At 46.3% G+C, this 22071-nt stretch carries 16 protein-coding genes, 1 tRNA gene and 1 pseudogene; 8 read left to right on the top strand and 10 right to left on the bottom strand.

The genetic code is table 11. The features are described from left to right. Positions 1-53: 53 nt before the first annotated feature. The 9 genes and pseudogenes from QUB66_RS26850 to QUB66_RS26890 form a co-directional block, all read right to left on the bottom strand. Positions 54-2321, bottom strand: a complete 2268-nt coding sequence (locus QUB66_RS26850) for an ATP-binding protein (RefSeq protein ID WP_332970381.1) — start codon at positions 2319-2321, stop codon at positions 54-56. Between the two features lie 198 nt (positions 2322-2519). After that, entirely contained in the window at positions 2520-2987 is a 468-nt protein-coding gene (locus QUB66_RS26855; RefSeq protein ID WP_265237501.1) for a tellurite resistance TerB family protein, read from the bottom strand. Between the two features lie 362 nt (positions 2988-3349). Then, complete coding sequence (locus QUB66_RS26860) at positions 3350-5251, bottom strand: M61 family metallopeptidase (RefSeq protein ID WP_332970380.1); 1902 nt, start codon at positions 5249-5251, stop codon at positions 3350-3352. Continuing rightward, positions 5248-5928, bottom strand: a complete 681-nt coding sequence (locus QUB66_RS26865; protein ID WP_265237497.1) for a Crp/Fnr family transcriptional regulator — start codon at positions 5926-5928, stop codon at positions 5248-5250. The genes QUB66_RS26860 and QUB66_RS26865 overlap by 4 nt, the downstream gene beginning before the upstream one ends. Before the next feature lie 235 nt (positions 5929-6163). Then, positions 6164-7048, bottom strand: a complete 885-nt coding sequence (locus tag QUB66_RS26870; protein ID WP_265237495.1) for a 3'(2'),5'-bisphosphate nucleotidase CysQ family protein — start codon at positions 7046-7048, stop codon at positions 6164-6166. Between the two features lie 413 nt (positions 7049-7461). Beyond that, a complete protein-coding gene (locus QUB66_RS26875; protein ID WP_332970379.1) occupies positions 7462-9387 on the bottom strand; it encodes an alpha-amylase family glycosyl hydrolase in 1926 nt (641 codons plus the stop codon). 429 nt (positions 9388-9816) lie between these two features. Beyond that, positions 9817-10695 (bottom strand): Rpn family recombination-promoting nuclease/putative transposase, encoded by an 879-nt coding sequence (locus tag QUB66_RS26880; RefSeq protein ID WP_265237491.1) that lies wholly within the window; start codon positions 10693-10695, stop codon positions 9817-9819. A 219-nt stretch (positions 10696-10914) separates the two neighbouring features. Then, entirely contained in the window at positions 10915-11778 is an 864-nt protein-coding gene (locus QUB66_RS26885) for an Npun_R2479 family HD domain-containing metalloprotein (protein ID WP_265237489.1), read from the bottom strand. Positions 11779-12014: 236 nt separating this feature from the next. Further along, positions 12015-12198: pseudogene (locus QUB66_RS26890) on the bottom strand (Mo-dependent nitrogenase C-terminal domain-containing protein). Positions 12199-12642: 444 nt separating this feature from the next. Between QUB66_RS26890 and QUB66_RS26895 the strand changes: the two are divergent. Beyond that, the gene (locus tag QUB66_RS26895; RefSeq protein ID WP_265237486.1) at positions 12643-13458 is read left to right on the top strand and encodes a cobyrinic acid a,c-diamide synthase; all 816 of its coding nucleotides are present in this window, start codon (positions 12643-12645) and stop codon (positions 13456-13458) included. A 327-nt stretch (positions 13459-13785) separates the two neighbouring features. On the opposite strand, the gene QUB66_RS26900 is transcribed toward QUB66_RS26895, so the two are convergent. Next, on the bottom strand, positions 13786-14829 hold the full coding sequence (locus QUB66_RS26900) for an AI-2E family transporter (RefSeq protein ID WP_265237484.1): 1044 nt from the start codon (positions 14827-14829) through the stop codon (positions 13786-13788). On the opposite strand from QUB66_RS26900, the gene QUB66_RS26905 reads away from it, so the two are divergent. The 7 genes from QUB66_RS26905 to QUB66_RS26935 all read left to right on the top strand — a co-directional run bounded on the left by QUB66_RS26905 (position 14818) and on the right by QUB66_RS26935 (position 22037). After that, on the top strand, positions 14818-15270 hold the full coding sequence (locus tag QUB66_RS26905; RefSeq protein ID WP_332970378.1) for a hypothetical protein: 453 nt from the start codon (positions 14818-14820) through the stop codon (positions 15268-15270). The genes QUB66_RS26900 and QUB66_RS26905 overlap by 12 nt on opposite strands. An 81-nt stretch (positions 15271-15351) precedes the next feature. Beyond that, positions 15352-16503 carry a glutamate--cysteine ligase gene (gshA, locus tag QUB66_RS26910; RefSeq protein WP_265237480.1) on the top strand — a complete coding sequence of 384 codons (1152 nt, stop codon included), beginning with the start codon at positions 15352-15354 and terminating at the stop codon, positions 16501-16503. 245 nt (positions 16504-16748) lie between these two features. After that, positions 16749-17210, top strand: a complete 462-nt coding sequence (locus tag QUB66_RS26915; protein ID WP_006631733.1) for a tRNA (cytidine(34)-2'-O)-methyltransferase — start codon at positions 16749-16751, stop codon at positions 17208-17210. Positions 17211-17801: 591 nt separating this feature from the next. Beyond that, positions 17802-20234 carry a peptidoglycan DD-metalloendopeptidase family protein gene (locus tag QUB66_RS26920; protein WP_332970377.1) on the top strand — a complete coding sequence of 811 codons (2433 nt, stop codon included), beginning with the start codon at positions 17802-17804 and terminating at the stop codon, positions 20232-20234. 138 nt (positions 20235-20372) lie between these two features. Continuing rightward, a tRNA-Met gene (locus tag QUB66_RS26925) sits at positions 20373-20445 on the top strand. Between the two features lie 127 nt (positions 20446-20572). Beyond that, a complete protein-coding gene (locus QUB66_RS26930; RefSeq protein ID WP_265237474.1) occupies positions 20573-21172 on the top strand; it encodes a peroxiredoxin in 600 nt (199 codons plus the stop codon). Between the two features lie 325 nt (positions 21173-21497). Next, the gene (locus QUB66_RS26935) at positions 21498-22037 is read left to right on the top strand and encodes a peroxiredoxin family protein (RefSeq protein WP_265237472.1); all 540 of its coding nucleotides are present in this window, start codon (positions 21498-21500) and stop codon (positions 22035-22037) included. Positions 22038-22071: the final 34 nt, after the last annotated feature.

Here is a 22071-nt window from a genome sequence, read left to right on the forward strand (position 1 = left end):
AGACATGACATATCATGTGAATGACTACAATACTTTATTATCATATCAGCTACTCAACCAGAATGAAATAGCCCTGAATGAACAGGTTCTTTCTGTGCGTCAGGAATCATGGCATAAGCAGCTTGCTGAACGCGATCGTGCATAAATTTGTAGCACACATCTCCAGCCGTTATCCCCAACTTTTCCAACTCTTCCGGCTCAAATACTTGCGGAATCCGATAGCTATTACCTACAGGTAAAATCAAGCCCACCTGTAACGCTTCCCACAAATCCTGCGCTGTTTGAGTCCAAGATTGTCCGCTAGCCACCGACAGTACATCCAAACTAAACTGATTGTCTGTACAAGCCGCTAATTGCAAAATTCGCTGGGTTGCAGTTGACAAAGTTTTAATTTTATTCACCATCAAATCGACAACATTTTCTGAAATATCCTGGCGTTGAATATGTTTAATATCCCACTGCCACTCAGCAGCCTGCGGGTGAAATCTCAACCAGCCTTTTTGATACAAATACTTCAGCATTTGCTTGAAAAAAAATGGATTTCCGTCAGTTTTTTGCACTAGCAAATTCGCCAGTGGACTCGCTGTTTCAGCAGCACATCTCAAAGTTTCAGCAATTAGTTGAATGGCGCTGCCAATTGCTAGCGGTTCTAAAGTAATAGCTGTTATCGGAATGCCCGCAGCTCGAATTGCTTCATTCGCTAGCATCAATGGATGCGTCGGGCTGACTTCGTTATCCCGATAAGCAACAATTACTAGCAAGTAAGGGATTTTTGCGAGGCCATTTTGTTGATATAAATTGACTGTTGCAGCATCTATCCACTGGCAGTCGTCGAGAAACATTACTAAGGGATGTTCGGCGGTGGCAATTGCTTGAAGTAACTGCTGCATCACTCGGTTGAAGCGGTTTTGAGATTCGATCGCCCCCAGTTGTGCTACGTCTGGTTGCGGGCCTAAAATTAATTCTAATTCGGGGATGACTTCGATCGCAATTCGAGCATTCGCATCCAAAACTCGCAGCATTTTTTCTCGCCACGACTCAATCTGAGCTTGGCTTTCAGTCAAAATCTGCTGCACCAAACTCCGCATGGCTTGATTGAAACAAGCATAGGGAACATTGCGCTTGAATTGGTCAAATTTGCCCGAAACCAAGTATCCGCGCTGCCTGGTTAAATTACGCAGAATTTCGTGGACTAATGCTGATTTGCCAATCCCGGAATAGCCACCTACCAAGACAATTTCACTGCTGCCTTTGCTAGCGCGATCGAAGGCTTGCAATAATTGTGTTATTTGTTTTTCTCGCCCGTAAAGTTTTTGTGGAATTAACAACTGACTCATGGCATCCAGTTGTCCGGGAATAAAATTAGAAATTTTACCTGAATCCTCGATTTGATTCTGGCAGAGTTCTAAATCTGCTAACAATCCCGTTGCTGTTTGATACCTGTCTTCGGCATTTTTTGCCATCAGTTTTTCGGCAATTTCTGCCAAAACTGGGGGAATTTGCGGATTTAGTTGTTGAATAGAAATCGGTTGTTTGGCAATGTGACAGTGGACTAATTCCAGCGGTTCGTTGCTGGTAAATGGCAATTTTCCTGTCAGCAATTCGTAAAAGGTGACACCTAGAGAGTAGAAGTCGCTGCGGTAGTCTACAGCGCGATTCATCCGCCCGGTTTGTTCCGGGGACATATAGGCGAGGGTTCCTTCTAGGCGATCGGGATTTTTTAAGTTTGGCGTTTCTTTGTTTAACCGCGAAGCAATGCTAAAATCTGCAAGTTTTACTTGCATTGTTTCGGGGTTTATGATAACATTAGCTGGTTTGATGTCTTTATGAATGATTTGATTTTGATGCAGGAATACTAAAGCTTTTGCTAATTGGATGGCGATGTTTAAGAATTGGGCGATCGGCAATTGGTAACGCGCAGTTGCTGCTTCCACAACAGTTGTGCGAATCGCAGCGCTTTCCCCGCCGTCTGCAAGCGGTTGTGTCTCATGCGTTGCAGAAATCCTGCCAGCATTCCCGGCTTTTGCCATCCACTGTTTGAGCGAGATGCCGCCAAAATCTTCTAAGATTAATACTAAGCAGTTTGGGTGAATTTCTAGGCGATCGACTTTTACGGTGTGCTCGCAATCGAGATATGCGGTGATCTGATATTCGTGTTTTAAGCGAGTTATCTGTTCTAGGGTAGGATATTCTGTATTTAAAACTTTGAGGATGGCAGGCAGTCGGTTTGCGATCGATACTGCACGATAAATAGCTGTGTTAGTTCCTTGGTGGATGAGTTCTTGTAAGTCATAACTAGCAATTCTCAAAGCTGGGAGCATAAATTTTGATTCCCGTCAATAAATTAGTTTATAACTCTACAGTGCACTATGCAGAATTAGAAGCAAGAGAGTGAAATTACGGACAAACAAAAATAGTGAATAATGATGGTGAATACCGGGCGGTTGAAACCGCGGCTATACAAACACTCACGAGCCTCCGCGGGTTGAATAGCCGACGGTGAAAACCGTATGTCCAAACTAGCGCTTGATGAACTTTTCTAATTTTTGAGCCATCTTCTCTACAATTCCCTCCGAAGTATCTGATGCTTCTGCTTCAACACGCTTGACAGTATCGTCTGAAAGATTCAGCAACTGCACTAATTTTTGATAAGCTGCGGCTTCGTCAGCGTTAATTTTGGGTTCATCGGGAGTGCGAGAACTAGATGCAATCACTTCATAGCCAAGTTGCAAGACTAATTCTTTTTCCTCTTGAGTTTCTAGTTGGTGAATCAACTCGTCAAGGGGGATATTTTGCATGATGTAATCCCGCAATTCCTGTTGCATTTGTTGTCCATCGGCATCTGGGGCAAACAAACGGCAAAAGCGATCGAGCATTAAATTAACTTCTTCTGTCGCCAGTTCGCCGTCAGCCCAGGCCATTGAAGCAACAATTCTCAGCAGGTTCATCTGGCGGGGCGTAATTGATGGAGGTGGTGGGGTTTGCATAGTTAAAATTGGTAATTGCTAATTGGGAATTGAAAATTGGTCATTGGTCAGTAGTCATTGGTCAGTAGTCATTGGTCAGTAGTCATTGGTGATTGGTGTCAACTGAATATCTTATGTAGTACCAGTCTGCCGTTTGACGATTAGGGCCTCGATCCCCCCTAACCTCCCTTCCCAAGGGAGGGACAAGAAAGAGCATTTTCAAAGTCCCCCTTGCTTTCGGGGGATTTAGGGGGATCTAGACTATGCTATAAGCGAGAGATACAAGGGTTTTAGGCGATTGTTGACACGGCTTTGGGAATTGAAAATTGGGAATTGAGCGTGATTCCTTTTTGTCTTCCCCTTCCCCTTCCCCTTCATTTATGTCACAAATTCGATAGGGGAACACCCAGCCACCCCATAAAGTTTTGTTTCTGAATAGGGCTTGGTCGATCGACTGGTACGATCGAGTAACGGCCTGGGCGCGGTGTGGCGAGAGTAACAAGACAAGTCCGCAGTTCGTCTTGGTGAAACACTGTCACCTCTACTGTGTCACCAGGCTGATAATCTTTCAGCCTCTCGCCCGCTTGTTCGGCATTTACTCGAAAACCTGCGATCGCCAGTAACTCGTCCCCAGCGTCAATTCCGGCCAATTGTGCCGGAGCTCCTGCTTCGACAAATTTAACCATTTGCCGCCCGTTTTCCGTTCCCAACGTCCAACCAATCCGAGGCGTTTGGTCAGTTTCATCTACCAAAATTTGCAGCCCGAAAGGTTCCAGATATTTGTGGTAAGGCAATTCTTCTGTGCCGTCTACATAGCGCGCAAAAAAGTCGCTCAAATCCATGTCGGCTACAGACTCGATCGCACTTTGCAACTGTTCGGGAGTAAAGCCTATTTCTGCCGGGAGCGATCGAGCATTTAACTGTCCATTTGATGTTATTTGCCCCGGCTTAGCCTCTGTTTCCGATTTTTGGTCAAAATCTTCATTTTCAGCATAATGACCATTCCCAAACTGCTGCCACATCAAACGCATCACATCGTCGAGCGATCGGGCGTTACCATGTTTTGCCCGAATCAACAAATCCAGCAAAAACGAAACAAGTTCCCCTTTCAAATAATAGGAAATCTGCGAATTATCGCTATTAGCATCCCTCCGATAAAGTTTAATCCAAGCATCCCAGCTCGACTCGCTCGCAGGCTGCACCTTCCGCCCCGGAGTCATTTGCAAACGAGTGATTTCTTTGGCAACATTTTGGAAATAACCTTTCACGCTGTAGATCCCAGCTCGAAACGGAATCACCAAATCGTAATAACTGGTCGTGCCTTCAGAGAACCACAGAGAAGGAGTATAATTCTCTTGTTCGTAGTCAAATACTTCCAGAGCTTTCGGTCGAATGCGTTTGACATTCCAGAGGTGAAAAAACTCGTGAGCCACCAATTGAATAAAGCGTTCGTACTTTTCCTTAGCCCGAAAACCAAAACGCGAATAGTTAAGAGTACAGCTATCTTTGTGTTCCAAACCACCAAAGCCAGAGCCAGACAAATGCAGCAAAAACACATAGCGGTCGTAAGGCAAACCGCCGAACATTAGAGCCTCGACTTCGATCACTTTTTGGATATCTAGAATCACGCGATTTGGTTCTAAATTGCCTTTACCCCAAACTACAAGCTGGTGGGGTTTTCCCATCACTTCAAAATCGTAGGCATCGTGACAGCCAATCTCAAAAGGACTATCGACAAGAGTGTCAAAATCCGCAGCAGCAAAAGTAAGATTATCGCCCGAAATAGGTGGTAAAGTTGTCACCGTGCGCCATTCCGGCTCAGGTGGCACTACTGTCACCGTATAGCAGTTGTGTTCAAAACCGGGTACAAAAAAGCATAGAGCCGCCGGATTGAAATAACCGTGAGTCGAGTCTAAATGATTGGTTCGCACTGTCAGTTCGTTAGCAAAAATCCGGTAGTAAACCGTGACATCTGAAAATGAATTTGTCTCGATTTGCCAGTGATTTTTGCTAATTTTGCGCCAAGGTAAAGCTCGATCGCCCGATCGCGAGCTAAAATCTTGCAGGTGGCGGGCGTACTCTCTAACCAAGTAAGAACCTGGAGTCCATACAGGCATTTTTAAATCCAGCACCGGCTCCGACCAACCTTGCACGCGCAAAGTCACTTCAAACAGGTGGGATTCAGGATTGGGCATCGCCACCGAATATTGAATTATCGGTGCTGTTAGTTGTCCGCTCGCGCGGCCGGCAGCGGAGGAGGTATCAAAAGAAGTGACATCAGTCATTGACTTGCCAAATTAATCAAGTGCTTGAGGTTGATCAAATGGATAGTTTGGTGCTCTGGATCGATTTTGATCCAGCCTTTACTATCGAGTTTTTGCATAATCTTGCTGGTTTCATCTAGGGCGATACCTGTCACATCAGCTAAGTCTTGATAAGGGATATTGAAGATATCTCTGCCCTCAGCAGTTTTTTGACCGTAGCTTTCTCCCAGCTCGACTAAAGTATTTGCTAGTTTAACCGCTGGCTGGCGGTTCTGTAGTTGAGAGCGGAGATTGGTTTGGCGCAGTCGCCGCACCATCAGTTGCAGCATCCGGTGGTGCAATTGCGGATCTTTAAACAGGGTTTGGATAAATCGCTGAGCCGTGACGCTGATTAGCCGCACGGGGGATAGAGCAAGTACGTCATTCGATCGCGGAGATTCGTCAAGAATGGCCATTTCGCCGAAGAAGGCTCCCCGTCCTAAAATAGCCATTGATACAGCTCGATCGTTTGACAGGAGCCGGACTTTGACCCAGCCTGAAACCACAAAATAAATCGCGTTACCCCAAGAATCCTCCATCACCACAGCTCGGCCTGGGGGATACTCATGCTTAACGGCATTGGATAGCAGCCCTCCCAAGGTTTCTGGGTTAGCACCCTTAAATAGAGGGAATAGCTCACTGAAAGCTTCTGTCTTCATGCAAACTCGCGGAGGTGGGAAATATGATTAGGCGACAGCCAACAACTAGGGAGCGATCGATGTTCGAGAAAACAAACAATCTGTTGCTGCTATACAAGATTGACACAAAGCAAACGAGACTGACATACAGGACAGACAAATGAGAAACTTACTTCCGATCGCTCCTGTAATTGATAATAATGGTGTAGAGGCGCGGTTCGCGTAAAATTGGCAGATTCTTTAATCCTCAACGGTTTTAACAGCATCCTAGTGCCTGTTGAACTTTGGCCAACAGAGCTTCTATGTAGTCCGGCCAGCCGATCGCGATCGACTGCGTGTGCGCCAAAGTCTCTGGATCGATCGCATCTGGAGTCCACCTCAGCGGTTGACCTTGCAAGTCGCAACAAACCAATCCGGCTGCTAGAGCTAGAGCCACAGGGCCGGCAGTATCCCACACTTTAACTCTGCCGTTGAAATACAGGTACAAACCGGCTCGACCTTGTATGATTTCCATCACTTTTAGGCCAAAGCTGCCCAGGGAGTAAAATTCGGCTTCTGGGATGCTGTGGGCGATCGCGCGGGCGTAGTTTTTCTGGTCTCTGTCGCCGAGAATAATTTTACAATTTTCCACTGTCGGAGCGGGAGGTTGGCAAAGTGCGATCGGCTGCGGCGCTTGATTTCCCACAGTTTGGAACAATCCCCAATCCTTGCCGCCAAAATACATTTGGTCAAAAGCCGGGGCGTAGATCCAACCAGCCACGGGTTCCCCGTCAAGCAGCAGCCCCACCATCACAGCGTAGTGCTGTTTTCCCTGAATAAATTCTTCAGTCCCGTCGATGGGATCGATGCACCAGATGCGCTGGTAATTAGCCCGATAAGCTGCTCTAGAGGCGACGTTTTCCTCGGTAATCATGCCGTCTTCAGGAAACAAAGCGCTAAATACTGCTGATAATTGTCGGTCTAAGTAGCGATCGATACTCGTCACGTAGTCCTCTGGGCCTTTCTCGGAAACTTCAAAAGGTTCCGCTGCAAGCTTGTGGGCTTCTTGACCACACTCCCGCATGGTGTAGCGAATTTTTTCGTCTTGCTCAGGAGAAATATACATGAGGTTAAACATAAATGCTTCGGCTAACTTCAGCATAAAAGCTTAAGTCATTTGAATCGACCGATCGACCCTTATTGCTGTTTTTGACTCCTACAGGATTGGCGCCCTGCTGTCCTTAAAACCCGGTTTCCCAGCCCAAGATCCGACAGCGGTTTCAACCGCTAGGTCTTTTGAACCCAAGCTTATTTGGGTTTGGTGGGAAGTGCGTACCATAAATCCCGTCCTCCGAGTGCGCAATCCCCACCATAAATCTGACACACGAATCATCCTTCATTCATTTGACAGTTAGTTCACAGCAACCTCTACCTAGAAGGAAGAGGATTGGAGTAATGAATAGTCTGATTTTAATTTCTCCCGATCGGGGTTCCGGCTTTAAACCAATTCTTTCTGGTAAAGTGCGCCCATAAGCACCCTAAAATTATTTAACAGTCTCACACAAAAATCAAAAATCAAGACTCCCGTCCACTCGCCCACTTATCCCGCCATTTCACAGTCCCTTCCGAAGCCAAAACCCAGCGGCGACAAACCAAATTTTCTCGCAGTGGCGACAATCCTTCCCGCAGCAGCGCATACTTATAAGAAATCAACTTCCCCGCACTTTCATTAAAAGGAATTTCCCCAAACCAAGTATTAGTATTGATATACTCCAGCGGGTAAGCCTTACTAATATCCCAATTTCCCAATTCAGGACAATCTCCAATCACCACAATTCTTTCCCCAGGCTGACTTTTCACACTGTTAAGCTGCGCCCGCACAATAGTTTTCGCCTTAACTCGCTCTCCCACGCGACTAAAAATCATTACTTCCCCCGCGCCCAACTCTAAATTGTACAGCATCCCCTCTTTAACTTCAAACTTGCGGCGCGATAAAACCTCCGTATGCTCTCCATCAGGCAGTTCAGTATCAACCGCTTCAACATTCACAGAATCGCCGCGATTCATCGCCACAAACACCACAGAATCGCGATAGCGGCGCACGTAACAATAAACATCAGCAGTTAGATATTTTTGCCACTGACTCCCCATCGAAATAGCAGGATTCAGCCGCCGCAATCCAGACAGCAACCGCACATCTCGATAAATCGGCGAATCGGTATCCCACTTTTCCATCATCGGGCGATTGTAAGGGTCATTTCCCCCTTCTGTATCATCGTGCAGATACTGTTCAGTGCCGTAATAAATGCAGGGAATGCCACGACTCGTCATCATTAAACATATCGCCAATTGCAACATTTGTCGATCGGCATTCAACGACTGAAACCTCGGCATATCGTGATTGTCAATAAAAGTAATCAACTCCGTCGCCCCGTAATAGCGATGATCCAAGTCCAGAACATCCTGAATCAACTGAAATCCCGCTTCAGCCCCCTGTCCCAATACTTCTCGAATTGCCACGCACAGCCCAAAATCTAAAATAGTCATCCCTGACTCATTGACAAATTCCACAGAAAGGTCATTTCTCGGATCGCTGTAAATCCACTCGCCAAAAATGAAAACATCAGGTCTGTGCATTAAAATGTCAGCAGTAAATTCCTGCCAAAACCAAATCGGCATATGCTTGACCGTATCAACCCGCAAAGCATCAACACCTCTGTCCAGCCACTGTTTAATTGCTGACTTAATGTAACTGCGGTAGGCAATATTGTTCTCATTGAAAGTCGCCAAACCAGACAGTTCGCAGTTTTGGACTTGCCACTCATCTTCCCAGTTTGTGACTTCGCCATAGTGGTGATACCAGTTATCTTCATCGTCATTAAAGTCAGCTATTTTGACGCCATCGTCGTAGAGTTCCCCTTTTTTGCCGCTAAAATCCGGGTTGCTGTGATTGCAGACAATATCGAGCACGAGTTTCATGTTTCGCTGGTGCAACTCGTCTACTAATTTGTCAAATACGGTATCTTTGGTTTCTTGTGTTTGGTTGACAGAAGGATTATCACCTTTGGCAATAAACCGGGGATTTAGCCTCTTAAAATCTTTAGTCCAGTAGCCGTGAATCGCAGCTTGTTCGACAAATAATGCTTCTACTTGCTCGAACAGCGGAGTCAGCCAGACTGCGGTAACACCCATATCTTTTAAGTAATCGAGTTTGTCGATAACTCCTTGCAAGTCGCCACCCCAATATTTGCCCCAATCTTTGCCTTCTGGATCGTAAAGTTCAGGGTTTGGGCCTTCGTTATTTGTGGGGTCGCCGTCCTGGAAGCGATCGACTACAATGAAATAAATTGTTTCTTGTCGGAATTCAATGTCTCTGGTGTAGAGGAATTCTAAATCGAGTTCGCTTTCTGGCTTAACTTCTTGTACCAGAGACTCAATTTTTTCTTCAGGTTGGGTAGTTTCGTATTGAGAGGAAGTTTGATTGGGAGTGACTGGTGTCATGAGATTTATTTTTTGATACTGTAAGATTGGTCAGTTATTCGGAGTGAGAGTCGGAGGTAGCTTTCCGGTGTGACTGACTTTTACAGCATAATACGTAATTTACTCGTTTAATAAAATCTTCCTTTAGACAGATGGCGAAGTCCTCTATAGGTTAGTAGTGAGGACTGAAGTCCTCTCTTGTTTGATGAGGGCTGAAGTCCTCACTACTAACCAATTTGATTGTGGTTTGTAGTGAGGACTTCAGTCCTTCCTTTCTATTCATCCCGCAAGTTTTGGACATCTTCAACACTCAAACCAGTAGTTTGACTAATACCAATTTAATGTGAAGTTACATATATCTCGATCCCCCTAAATCCCCCGAAAGCAAGGGGGACTTTGATCGGAATCTTGTCCCCTCCTGATTAAGGGGGGCGCCAGGGAGATCGGATTCTATGCAGCCTCATAAAAAATTGGTATAATAGTTTGATTGTCAAGGACATTGAGAAGTTGCCTAGCAATTTCCAGAGCCTTTTCTCTCATTCCTAGCGCGAGTCCTTCTTCTAGTCCTTGTTCTCGCCCTTCTTCTAGTCCTTGTTCTCGCCCTTGTGCGAGTCCTTCTTCAATTCCCTTTCGCAAGATTCCCTGCTGATCCATAATATACCTCTCGCGATCTTCTAAATTTTTCAACTCTTCAGCATTCAAGTTAGTTTCATTAGCAATCGCAAAAGCTTGTTGTATTTCCGAGACATTTTCCATTGTTGACGGTACTACTTCCAAACTGGGGGCATTTTTCATAAAATAAACCCACTTATCAGTCAAAGTTTCCAACTGATCCAATTGTTTGTTGAATTTCGGTAATTCAATAAAGATCATTTCCATCCCTGGATCTGGATACTCAAATAAACGCTTTTTCTCCTTGAACACAAAGTGAGAAATTACTTCCCGGTCATTGTCAAACATTTCAAAATCTGTAATTGTCAAAGCAATTACAGGTTTTAACTTAAAGTAACCTTCGCCGCGAATCAGTTGTGTCGAGTAAGTTTTCGCAGCATTATAAACCACCCGTTTCGCAAAAGATGCCACATTTAAAACTTGCATCTCGATAATTACAGTTGCGCCTCCTGCAAGTCTAGCTTTGACATCCAGGTAAGAGTCTTTGAGATACTGGACTCTCGATGCTAAATATGGATCGATAATTTCCAAGTCGGCAATGGTGGGATTGCCGTTATAAATCATGGCATTGAGAAAGCTGATTAAGATTGGTTTGCTTTCGTTGCCACCGAAGATTTTTTTGAAGGCAAAATCAATTTTTGGATTAATGAATCTCATTGTTAGTTTTCTCTCTTTCTTAAGGATTGAATGAATCAATCACTCGAGCAATAACAATCAAAACATTTTCAAATTTGCTTAGTGCTGTGGGTATAGCTATATTTTACGATATTGCGATCGCTCTACCGACAACAATTCACAAGCTTAACATTGAAATGGGACGATCGCCCTTTCGATCGCATCAGTAACCAGAAGGATCGCCCCAACTCAACCCAAAGCCTAACGAACTACAGCCACCTCCTCAACTTCCACCTCAGAATGCTCCACCCGGAACACATTTGCGCTCAGGTTAGCAACAATTTGTTTCCCCTGTTGCGTTAGTTCCAAATAGCCGATCGCATTTTTCACATACCGATAAACCACATTCCAATAAAACTTAGGATACCCCTCCCGCAAATCCGCCGGATTGCGATACCCCAAGATCTGATTTTGACCAGTTTCCTCAAACTCGTAAAACAGCCCAGCAAGCTTTTGCAAATATCGCGGATCGCTCAACTGACCGATTAAATCCGCCGCCCGAACCAAACCCGGATAATTCACAGTATCTTGATGGTCATCATCCGCAGGAACGGGGAAACGAGTTAACTCAATATTCTGCTTAATAATCTCAGCATCAATCAGTCTGTGCCCCCCAAAACGCTCCTCAATAAACATCTTTCCCCGATCGACATGATAAGGCGTTAAACTAGCATCAGTCGCCCCCCGATGTAGCTTTAATTTCATGTCGCCTATTCCCGTCGCATACAGTCCCAAATCAGTTCTATCTTGCTGGCACACGCCCTTAACATACCCGATATCGTGGCACAGCAAAGCTATGTGGAAATGCAGCCAATGTTCGCAGGAAACACCACCTTCGCGGATGTGCTTCCCGCGCAGAATTTCTTGTCCCACCAATGTCACTAAAATAGTGTGTTCTACATTGTGGTAAAGAGCATCGCTATTAGCAATATTTTCCAAAGCCATAGTGGCTACCCAAGCAATAATCTCGCCATAGTCAGATTTGAACCCGCCGTAAGTGTGGCGGTAGCCTTCAATCAGCCGATTTACAAAAGCGTTAATCAGCAGTTCCGTTGCGTTAAACATATTCACTTCCCTGAGCCAAAGTAGCTTGTTAAATTATTTTTATAGTTATTGTTTTTGCTGTTATCGTTTGGTGTTAGTTTTGACTTAACAGCGACGATGGATGCCTGCTCCGCTCTAGAGGCATCCACTGATATTATCAACGATAATCGCTGAAATTAGCGATCGAACAACTAGCAGAGCGATGCACCCCGTAAATAATTGATCTCAACGGGCGATCGAGGTATAACACCCCTCAATCAACAGTACGGCGTTACATCTTCCCCGCATACGTCAGCCAAAAACGAGAGCGATCGAAAACGCAACCCCACTAAGCTCATACAGAGGATTCAGCTTACACATAGGCCGTATGTGGAAAAGATGGTGTCCCCATAGCTGGATATCTCTCTCAAAAGGACATCGTGCGGGTATAAGTTGGCACAACCACGCCCGCTACTTGCCGCCCACTGCAATGCTATCTAGCCACTGTCGCACTGGTTGGACGAGGCGATCGCCAAAACTTAAGTATTGCCACTGATTTTTAGGAAAAATATTTGTAGTCGAGTTCATAGTTTACCTCAGTAATTATTCTTAACAAAAAGTTCTAAATCACCTCATTTAATCATCAACCAAACCTGCCGTTACCACAGTGAGCTGAATAAGCTTTTCGCGTGACACTCACAGCCCCAAAATGTGATATATCAAGCTCAAAGTTGTGATTATAAGTCCGCAAAAGTGTGAGACAGATCACCGCCTTGACCTGCGACATCATGTATGTTAAGATATATAAAAAAATAAATATCATTTGCAAATCTACGCCTCTGCTTTACCCTGCTAGTTACCTGCGATGTATTACCCGCTCAATTTACTAACATAAGGTTTCAGGGAATGATTAAACAAAAAGATAAATATGCCGACCTTTCTCAACGCCCCCACACAGATACCGTGCTGGAAAAACTCCCTGTAGAAGTTAAAGCTTGGGCCGAAAGTTTACCTTGGAACCAGCGGCGCTACGTGTTGTCCCTTTCCTATATATTGTGCGCCTCTACTCCCGACTTGCAAGCAGAATTTTTAGATGACTACACAGCCGACGGCTTAGTCTCAAAAATGTTTGAAGATGTAGATACTCTCTACCGAGTTAAAGAGTATTTAATCAGATTTCAAGTCAAAAAAGAATTGAACGAATCTGATTTAAGAAGCTACATCAAACAATTTTACATCCACTCAGCTCAACAATCGCGCCGAGAAACCGACCAATATTTAGAATCCGCGCTCCGATTTGTCTTGAGTACAGAAGAACGCAATAATGTTTTTAACTACATTTTGGGTTTTGAGTTTATTAAGATTGTGTTTCAAATGAGCTGGTTGCAACATGAAAGATTAGCCAGACTGCAAAAAAGTCAGTCGCAGTTTATTGAAAGCTACATCAAGCCGATTCAACACGCCCACAGAATTAATGGCATAATTGTACCGAAAGATGAGAGAATCTTTTTTGCCAGACGCGCTTATTACGTTCAACAGCCTAACATTTCTTACAGAAAACTCATAGAGTTAGTCATGGCTACTTTTACTACAGAAATGGTGACTCACTGCGGATTTTCTATAAGTCGCCACTCCCAAGCTCTGCGCTTTGACTGCGATTACATTTACGATCCCGAACCAGAAGAAGCAAGATTTCCTACTGATTTGCAATTTATTAATTGACTCTACGCAGTAAAGTGTGCACGGAGTGTTACACCCTACGTTGCTTTTTCTCTTTACCTTTTTATTTTTACTTTTAGTTGCGTGTTGCGCCGAGGATAGTTTTTGAAGCATCGGACTTCTAGTTGGCAGTTAACAGTTGACAGTTGACAGTTGACAGTTGACAGTTGACAGTTGACAGTTGACAGTTGAGTGCGAAGTTTTTAGGCAGGGGATTTAAGCCCCTGCCTAAAAACAATCCACCTAAAGGTGGGGGCTTAAATCCCCAGTGCTTTGGTTAAAACCTGGTTTTTAAGCCGGATTTGATCTAAAAGAGGATGGCTGTATCACTTAGCCTTCCGCTTGCATTTCTTCAATGTCAAACCAGCTAACTATCACTCCCGCCAGCGGAATAGCCAGAAAAATGCCTAAAAGTCCTGCTGCTCTCGCGCCTACTAACAGTGCAAAAAATACCACTACCGGATTGAGGTTAAGCGAATTTTGCATGAGTCTCGGATGAATAAAGTTGTCTTGAATTTGCTGCAAAACAATGCAAACTGCCAATACTTTCAAAGCCAGCCACACACTTTGAGACAATACAATAAAACAAACTAAGCTAATTCCCAGTGTCGCTCCTATCCCCGGAACTAAATCAAACAATCCGATAATAAATGCTAAAATTAAAGGAAATTTCACGCCTAACAACAGGAAAACTACAAAGCTTGCTGTTGTCAAAAATAACATTAACAAAATTTGTGCCTGAAAAAATCCTAAAAAGTTTCGCTCTATTGTTAAACTTAAACGCCTGTGGAGGTGTCGGGGTATAAATTTGAGAACCAACAGCCACAGCCTCTCTCCATCAAGTAACATGAAAGAAGCCACCACCATAATTAATATTAAATTCAATAAATTGGTTAAAAATACTTGTAAAAAAGCAATACTCCAAACAACTCCAGCCAAAGCTTGATTTCGCAGTTGTTCCTCAATAACTTGCAGGTTGACTTGCAGGTTTCTCGCCCGCAGGAATGCTTCGATGCGATCCGACAGAGGCGCCAGAGCATTCAAAAATTCAGTCATGCTGTCAATTAATTGCTGTCCTTGAGATAAAAGAGTGACGCCTACGGTGACGGTGAGACCGCCAAAAACTAAAATGGTGAGCAAGACAACCAAGGCGACAGCTAAACTTCTCGGTAACAATCGCTGGAGAGTTCGTACCGGATAGTTGAGCAAAAAAGCCACGAGTGCAGCAATCGTGAAAACCGCGACTGCGGTTTCAAAGTAAGCTAAAAGTTGCAGTCCAGCCCAACCTGAAGCAAATAAAAGCAAAAACCGGACTAAGGCTAAATTGCTTACCATATTCCAAAAATTGGGAGGGGTTCTTTCTTGCTCTTTCACAGGAGTTTTCACGAGTTAATAATAGCTCAAAAATATTGCAGAGTCTTCTTTGAGAATCGCACCCAAGATATCTCTGCGGCTATCCCCCTCAAGGCAGAAAACAGATGTCGAAGGAAGAACGAAGATGGAAGAGGGAAGAACGAAGATGGAAGAGGGAAGCAAGGAAGAGGGGAGAGGGAAGCTAGGAGGAAGGCAGTAGGCAATGCTTTCTCACTTCTGTCTGAGGTAAGGTGGGTTCTCTTCACTATGAGTTCGATCGCCCCGAATGCCGAATCAAACACAAACTCGATCGAACAAACAGCCTTTTTGACTATAAAACCGCCTCGTCCACTCTTTGCGGTGCCAGCATTTGCCGCTTTAGGGCCAGCAACTAACACACAAACGATCGAACTTGTTGGCGCCGAAACACCCGGTTTCAGTGCCAGCCACCCAAAATTTTAACTCTGCCCTGTGGCAGATAGTACGAACCGGTCAATTTTTGGGATACTAGAAACTAGCACTCAACTTAGCTGAGGAACAAACGTGCTGCTATCAAAAGGCTTTGAAGTAGAAATGTATACCGGCACGCCCGAAGGCGAGGTTGTCGGTCTGTCCGATCGCATAGTCGCCGATTTAGAGGGATTTGTGCGAGAGCCTGATAGTCGCAATGTGGAGTACACTACGGCCCCGCTGTGCAGCTACGATCGCCTGCTGTGTGCCCTAGTCAAGCCGCGAGTCCGGCTGCGCGAGTATCTCAAACAATTGGGCGACTATACATTGCTCCCCGGAAGTACCCTATCTCTCGGCGGAAGCGATCGATTTTACCGCTCCGATCCCAACAATCCCTATCACACCTACATCGAGCAAACCTACGGTACGAAAGTCGTCACCGCCAGCATTCACATCAACATCGGCATCTCCCAACCAGAAATGCTGATGCGCGCCATCCGCCTCGCCCGCGTCGAAGCACCGCTTTACCTTGCCATGAGCGCCTCTTCTCCCTTCCTCGACGGCGAAGTCACTGGCTATCATTCCACTCGGTGGGGTTTGTTTCCCAAAACTCCCGCCATCGTCCCCCTGTTTGAAAGTCACAAGCATTACATCCAGTGGACTGAAGAACAGCTAGAACTCGGCAGTATGCAAAATGTCCGCCATTTGTGGTCTGCTGTGCGCCCAAATGGCGATCGTCGCCCCTACTGTCTCAACCGCCTCGAACTGAGGATTTGCGATCTCGAAGTCAATCCTCTGGCTTTGTTGGCCATCACTGCCCTGCTAGAAGCTCGCATTTGGCAGATGATGGAAGACCCCAGCTTAGACCCCTTAGAACTCAGCACGTTGCCCGCAGCCACCCGCAACCAAGACTTAGTTGCCCTCACCGACGCCAACGAAATTGCTGCATCGCGGCAAAGTTTGGATGCCGAACTTATCCACTGGCAAGATGGCAGAAAGATTTTGGCGCGAGATTGGATTGAGGAAATTTACCAGGAAGTCTGGCCTTTTGCCAAAAAACGCGGCTTTAGTTGCTTTCTCTCGCCGCTCAAAAAGATTCTCCGGGAAGGCAACACCGCCCAGCAGTGGTTGAAACTTCACGATCGCGGTTTGGACACCCGCAGTATTATTCTCCAAGGGATTGATGGCATGGCTCACCAAGAATTCGAGCTCGAAGACAACTTGTGCGCCCAGTTAGTTGCTTGAAAGGGGGCCATCAAAAACAAATCAGAATATTTAATCAATGGGAGGACGGATACCATATAACTAAAAGCTATGAATTATCTCTACCTTTGGGTAGATTTCTACATTTCCCAATGGCTGTGAATTCGCGCTTTCAGTTATACTGGTTCCCCAAAAAAATGTAACGGTAAGCAAGCCCCAAACCCTTGTGTAATCAATTATCCCCTATCTCAAATCTCAAATCTCAAATCTCAAATTGTATTAGCTTCATGCCCCAACTTGTCTTGATTCACCCGCAAATCCCCCCGAATACTGGCAATATTGCCCGCACTTGCGCTGCCACAGGCACGGAACTCCATTTAGTCGGCCCGCTGGGGTTTGAAATTAGCGATCGCTACCTGAAACGGGCCGGCTTAGATTATTGGCCCTACGTCAATCTCCACTGCCACGAAGACTTAGCGGCTTTTCTGGCTTGTCGGCAGCAGCGGGGGGGGCGATCGATCGGATTCAGCACTGGCGGGCGATGCAGTTACGCCCAATTCCAATTTCAACCCAGCGACTGGTTGATGTTTGGCTCGGAAACTGTCGGCATTCCTCAATTCGTCTTGGATGCCTGTGATGCCACAGTTTTTATTCCCATGAGCCAGCCTGGAGTCAGGAGTTTGAATCTCTCTGTCAGCGCCGCTGTAGGTTTATTTGAGGCTAAACGACAGTTGGGCGAGCTGGGATAAATCTCGATCGACAGATACATACGCATATAGATATTTAATAGCTGTCGGGAGCAGCCAAATCTCCCTTTAAATATAAGAAATTTGTATCAAAGCGGTGAAAATCTAGATAGCGGAGATTAATATATTTTATGAATCCAAAAACAGATTGTTATCAGTAATACCAAATTAGTCGCTGCGATGATGCAAACACAAAAATAGAGGATTTCAGGGATTGAATGCGTCAGGGATCGCCTGCTTGTGCCTGAAGGCTATTGATATCTAGTAAATATACGGTTGTAGGTTGTCCGGAATTTAGCATAGAGTCGGACAATAGGTGAGAGTCTTAGTCTGTGTGAGAACGCATATTTTATGTATTCGTTCCACCTATTACGGTGTAAGGCTTTTGGGGTGTAATTGCAGCGGGTTTGACCGAGAATTTAAAAAATTCTGACGTGCAAGCTTGTCTAAATTTAAAAAGCAAGGTAATCTTGCCTAAGCACGATCGCTTTCAACAATCAGAATTTTTTTGGTTGTTGATTTAAATTCAGCATCATGCGATAACCTTGAGTGTTTCCAAGGACAGTTAGCGCTTCTCAGTAGGAGGTCGTTTTTTTGAAACGAACATATCCCCAAATTAAGCCTGTTCAGGCTAGTGAAATCGACAGAGACGGTTCTGCGGAACCGTCCAAGCAGACAACGCTCAGCACTGGCAGAGTTCGCTCTCTCGCCACGATCGGGCTGGCAATATCGGTAGGTGCTTCTGGCATCCTGCTGCCGAGAAACGGAGACAGCGCTCGCGCGTCTGAACTCACACCGACAGCAGAATCTACCGCTGAAGTACAGCCAGTATCGGCCAACGGGCCCGCGACCTCCGCACAAGTTGACGGTTCCTCAACCACACAACTAGGGGTTAAGGTTCAGCAGGGACAAACCCTTTGGGATCTGTCTCGGGACTATGAAATTGAACCGAAAGCACTAGCAACTGCTAACGGCATCAAACCCGATACCGTACTCCAAGTTGGCCAAGAATTAAGGATTCCGCAGGCTCTAGAAGCCTCGCCACAAGAGAACCCTGGCAATACTGCCGCGGTCAATCCCGAACAAACATTAAATCTGATCGGCTCCGAGTCGTTGGATAGTGCAGCCCTGTCTGGGCAGCCAACCACAGCGCCTGAGCTGGCGACGACGGTACCGGCACAAATTTCGATCGACAGCCCGAACGCAGACGGGGCGATCGACAGTTTGAAAAAACAGGAAAACCGCACCACAGCATCAGGTCGGCCCCTGTTGGACTCTGAGGTGGGAGTAAATTCATCTACACCTGCTGTACCGACGCTGGCATCCCCCGAATCTGCCACCTCGTCAGCAATTCCTGACCTCAGGGCCACACCTGTAATTCCCAATGCTACGGTGGGTCAAGCAGCATCGCCCGATCGAGCATTCGAGTCCATTGAACAGTCTCTGGTAACACCGAGTTTGCCTTCCGCTGTGGTAGTCTCCCCAGCAGGCAACAGTAGCGCAGCGCCAGCCCAAACGCTCTACAACGTGCGTCCGGGAGATACGTTGGATGCGATCGCCAGTAGTCACGGCGTATCGCCCAAAGAGCTGATCGCCGTCAACAAGCTCGGCAATCCCAACTTATTGAATGTCAATCAACGGCTGAAAATTCCCAAAGTTGGGTCAAATAATCCAGCGGTGCAGGCGACAGCCCCTGATTCTGCCTTTAACTCTACATCTGTCTGGTCGGCGACTTCTGTTCCCGCATCTTTGAACAAGAGCTCGTCTACCCCATCCACAGCCAGTGCTGGCGTTGCAGCACCCGCGCCCACAGTCGCGGTTGTCTCTCCCTTGGCGAACTTGGAAGGTCTGAACAATATTTCAGCGCCGATGGTTCCCCAAATTAACAGCATTCCGCTAACTCAAGTTTCTCAAACCATTAGCGACACCAGAAAGCTGGAACTTCAAGGCGAACCAACATTTACAGGTGCCGTTGACACCAGCGCCCTGCCCCAGCCAGCAAGTGCAACTGCTACCACCGTCGCTGCTGCATACCCGCAGCCGATCAGCTTGCAAAATGTTAGTAACGCCCAGGGTTTAAATGCCACTCCCACGAGCGCTTTACTTGAGTCGAATGCGGAGGATCTACCCACCGCTACCGCTTTCAACCCTTATTCCGAACGCTTGAGGGCAGAAGTTGTCAGGCTGCGAGAGGAATATCGCGCCTCGCGCAATTCGATCGGCGAAAATGCAGTTTCCCTGGCTCCAACTGACGGGCCGGAAGCGAAAGTCGCCTTGGGGAACCCGTCTGAGGAACTCCCAAGTGTCAATCCTGACCTCTACACCCCAGAGTACGCTGGGGCGGTGCAGAATGAAGTCAGCAGACCGCCGTCTAGAGCATGGTCTCAGGAGGTTCAGAAGCAGCAGCAAGAGCGTTTTGACCCCGCTCGTGCAGCCGAACTGCAACCGATCGACCTCACGCCGAACTCTACCTCTACTCAGGAACGGCCTGTAGTGGCAACTGCTCCTTTGGGTTCCGATGGTTACGACCCCCTGAGCAACCCGTCTTTGGGACGCATGGTTTCTCCAGAACTGCCTCCGCTTTCGGGCGCTGATACTTATCTGCCTAACGGCGGCAAACAGCAGTCGGCTAACGGGTTTATTTGGCCGGCTAAGGGCGTTCTCACTTCTGGCTACGGCTGGCGCTGGGGACGGATGCACAAGGGAATTGATATTGCAGGGCCGATCGGTACGCCAGTTATGGCCGCCGACAGCGGGGTGGTTACCTATGCACAGTGGAACGATGGCGGCTACGGCTATCTGGTGGAAATTACCCATGCAGACGGCTCAGAGACGATCTACGCCCACAACAGCCGAATTTTGGTGCAGAAGGGTCAGAAGATCGAGCGAGGCGAACAGATTTCAGAAATGGGCAGCACCGGGTTCAGTACCGGGCCGCACGTGCATTTTGAAGTCCATCCCGCCGGACAGGGTGCTGTCAATCCAATGGCTTTTCTGCCTGACGATACCTCCAGCGCTTCTCGGTAACGACTGGTCGGAAGTTATGGGTTTTGAATGATTACCAAAACTCATAACTTTTATTATAAGTCATAAGAAAATCTGTAGTTTGAAATCGAGACATAGCTCGCCCTACCGTGCTATGATAGTAAATCGTGAAGTAAGTTTGGCTCAGTGGCGCAGTGGTTAGCGCAGGGGACTCATAAGCCCAAGGTCGCAGGTTCAAATCCCGCCTGAGCCATGATTTCATCCACAAAAACACGCTCTCTATTTTGAGAGCGTGTTTTTTTGATTTTTTGACAAGATACGTGTAGTCGTTATGACTATGATATATTTGTAACAGTTCGTAAAAAAAGGAAACAAAATCTATGACGAGTGAATGCCTCCGGGTTGGTCAAGCTGCACCCGATTTCGCAGCAACAGCCGTAGTGGATCAGGAATTCAAGACAGTTAAACTGTCAGACTATAAAGGCAAAAAGTATGTAGTCCTGTTCTTCTACCCCTTGGACTTCACCTTTGTCTGCCCGACTGAGATTACAGCATTTAGCGATCGCTTCGAGGACTTCAAAAAAATCGACACCGAAATCCTTGGCGTCTCCGTTGACAGCGAATTCTCTCACTTGGCTTGGATACAAACAGACCGCAAATTAGGCGGTGTCGGCGACCTCAACTATCCTTTAGTTGCCGATATCAAAAAAACCATTAGTTCCGACTACAATGTTCTTGACCCAGAAGCAGGCATTGCCCTCAGAGGTCTGTTCATCATCGACAAAGAAGGCATCATCCAACACTCTACTATCAACAACCTTGCCTTCGGCCGCAACGTAGACGAAACCCTCCGCACTCTGCAAGCTATCCAACACGTCCAGTCTCACCCCGATGAAGTTTGTCCCGCCGGCTGGCAGCCCGGTGACAAAACAATGACTCCCGATCCAGTTAAGTCTAAGGTATTCTTTGCTGCGGTTTAAGCACATTGTATAGTTGTGGGACGCGGCAGGCGTGCTCATTGGTCTCAACTTAAGGTCAAACCTAGTCACTGCTGTTTGACGATTAGGCCTTAGATCCCCCCTAGCCCCCCTTAAGAAGGGGGGAACCGGAAGCATTCAAAGTCCCCCTTTTTAAGGGGGATTTAGGGGGATATAGACTCGGCAACAAACCAGAGATACAAAGGTTTTATGGCGATTGTTGACACTAATGACCAGTGCCGTGTCCCTACGTGCAGGGGCATTCGTTTCACCGGATTTTCAATTACCAATTACCAATTACCAATTACCAATCCCATAATTAGGAAATATGCTGACTTCTACTGATTTTAGCGGCTTGTTAAATCAGCGGTTTTTCCAAAATTTATTGCCTGTTCCCGCCACTAATGTGCTGAAACTGGGACAGAGAACGCCAGATTTTGAATTGCCGGATATTAATAATGGCAAATTGGTGAGGCTGTCCAATTATCGGGGCGATAGACCGGTAGTTCTGGCTTTCACTCGAATTTTTACTGAAAAGCAATATTGCCCTTTCTGTTTTCCTCACATTAAAGCCTTGAATGAAAAGTGGGAACAGTTTGCCGATCGCAATATAGAATTATTGATGGTAACAAGCACTGACGACCGCCAAAGCCAAATAGTGGTGAGAGATTTAGGCTTAAAAATGCCTCTGCTGTCCGATCCAACCTGTCAAGTGTTTCGGGCTTATGAAACCGGTCAGGCTTTGGGTGCTCCTTTGCCGGCTCAGTTTGTTTTGGATGCAGACGGAAAACTCCTCTTCAAACATTTGTTCTCCTTCATAGACCACAATGCTAGTGTGGAAACTTTGCTGAAATCTTTCGATAATTGACACTCAAGCGGGAGTCAACGCCACGCTCGATTCT

Origin of the sequence: Microcoleus sp. A2-C3, from assembly GCF_036706065.1 — a bacterium.
Lineage (GTDB): Bacteria > Cyanobacteriota > Cyanobacteriia > Cyanobacteriales > Microcoleaceae > Microcoleus.

Bases quoted from the DNA above. Each gene is read 5' to 3' on its own strand.
- QUB66_RS26850 (WP_332970381.1), bottom strand. From the start codon at position 2,321: ATGCTCCCAGCTTTGAGAATTGCTAGTTATGACTTACAAGAACTCATC.
- QUB66_RS26855 (WP_265237501.1), bottom strand. From the start codon at position 2,987: ATGCAAACCCCACCACCTCCATCAATTACGCCCCGCCAGATGAACCTG.
- QUB66_RS26860 (WP_332970380.1), bottom strand. From the start codon at position 5,251: ATGACTGATGTCACTTCTTTTGATACCTCCTCCGCTGCCGGCCGCGCG.
- QUB66_RS26865 (WP_265237497.1), bottom strand. From the start codon at position 5,928: ATGAAGACAGAAGCTTTCAGTGAGCTATTCCCTCTATTTAAGGGTGCT.
- QUB66_RS26870 (WP_265237495.1), bottom strand. From the start codon at position 7,048: ATGCTGAAGTTAGCCGAAGCATTTATGTTTAACCTCATGTATATTTCT.
- QUB66_RS26875 (WP_332970379.1), bottom strand. From the start codon at position 9,387: ATGACACCAGTCACTCCCAATCAAACTTCCTCTCAATACGAAACTACC.
- QUB66_RS26880 (WP_265237491.1), bottom strand. From the start codon at position 10,695: ATGAGATTCATTAATCCAAAAATTGATTTTGCCTTCAAAAAAATCTTC.
- QUB66_RS26885 (WP_265237489.1), bottom strand. From the start codon at position 11,778: ATGTTTAACGCAACGGAACTGCTGATTAACGCTTTTGTAAATCGGCTG.
- QUB66_RS26895 (WP_265237486.1), top strand. From the start codon at position 12,643: ATGATTAAACAAAAAGATAAATATGCCGACCTTTCTCAACGCCCCCAC.
- QUB66_RS26915 (WP_006631733.1), top strand. From the start codon at position 16,749: ATGCCCCAACTTGTCTTGATTCACCCGCAAATCCCCCCGAATACTGGC.
- QUB66_RS26930 (WP_265237474.1), top strand. From the start codon at position 20,573: ATGACGAGTGAATGCCTCCGGGTTGGTCAAGCTGCACCCGATTTCGCA.
- QUB66_RS26935 (WP_265237472.1), top strand. From the start codon at position 21,498: ATGCTGACTTCTACTGATTTTAGCGGCTTGTTAAATCAGCGGTTTTTC.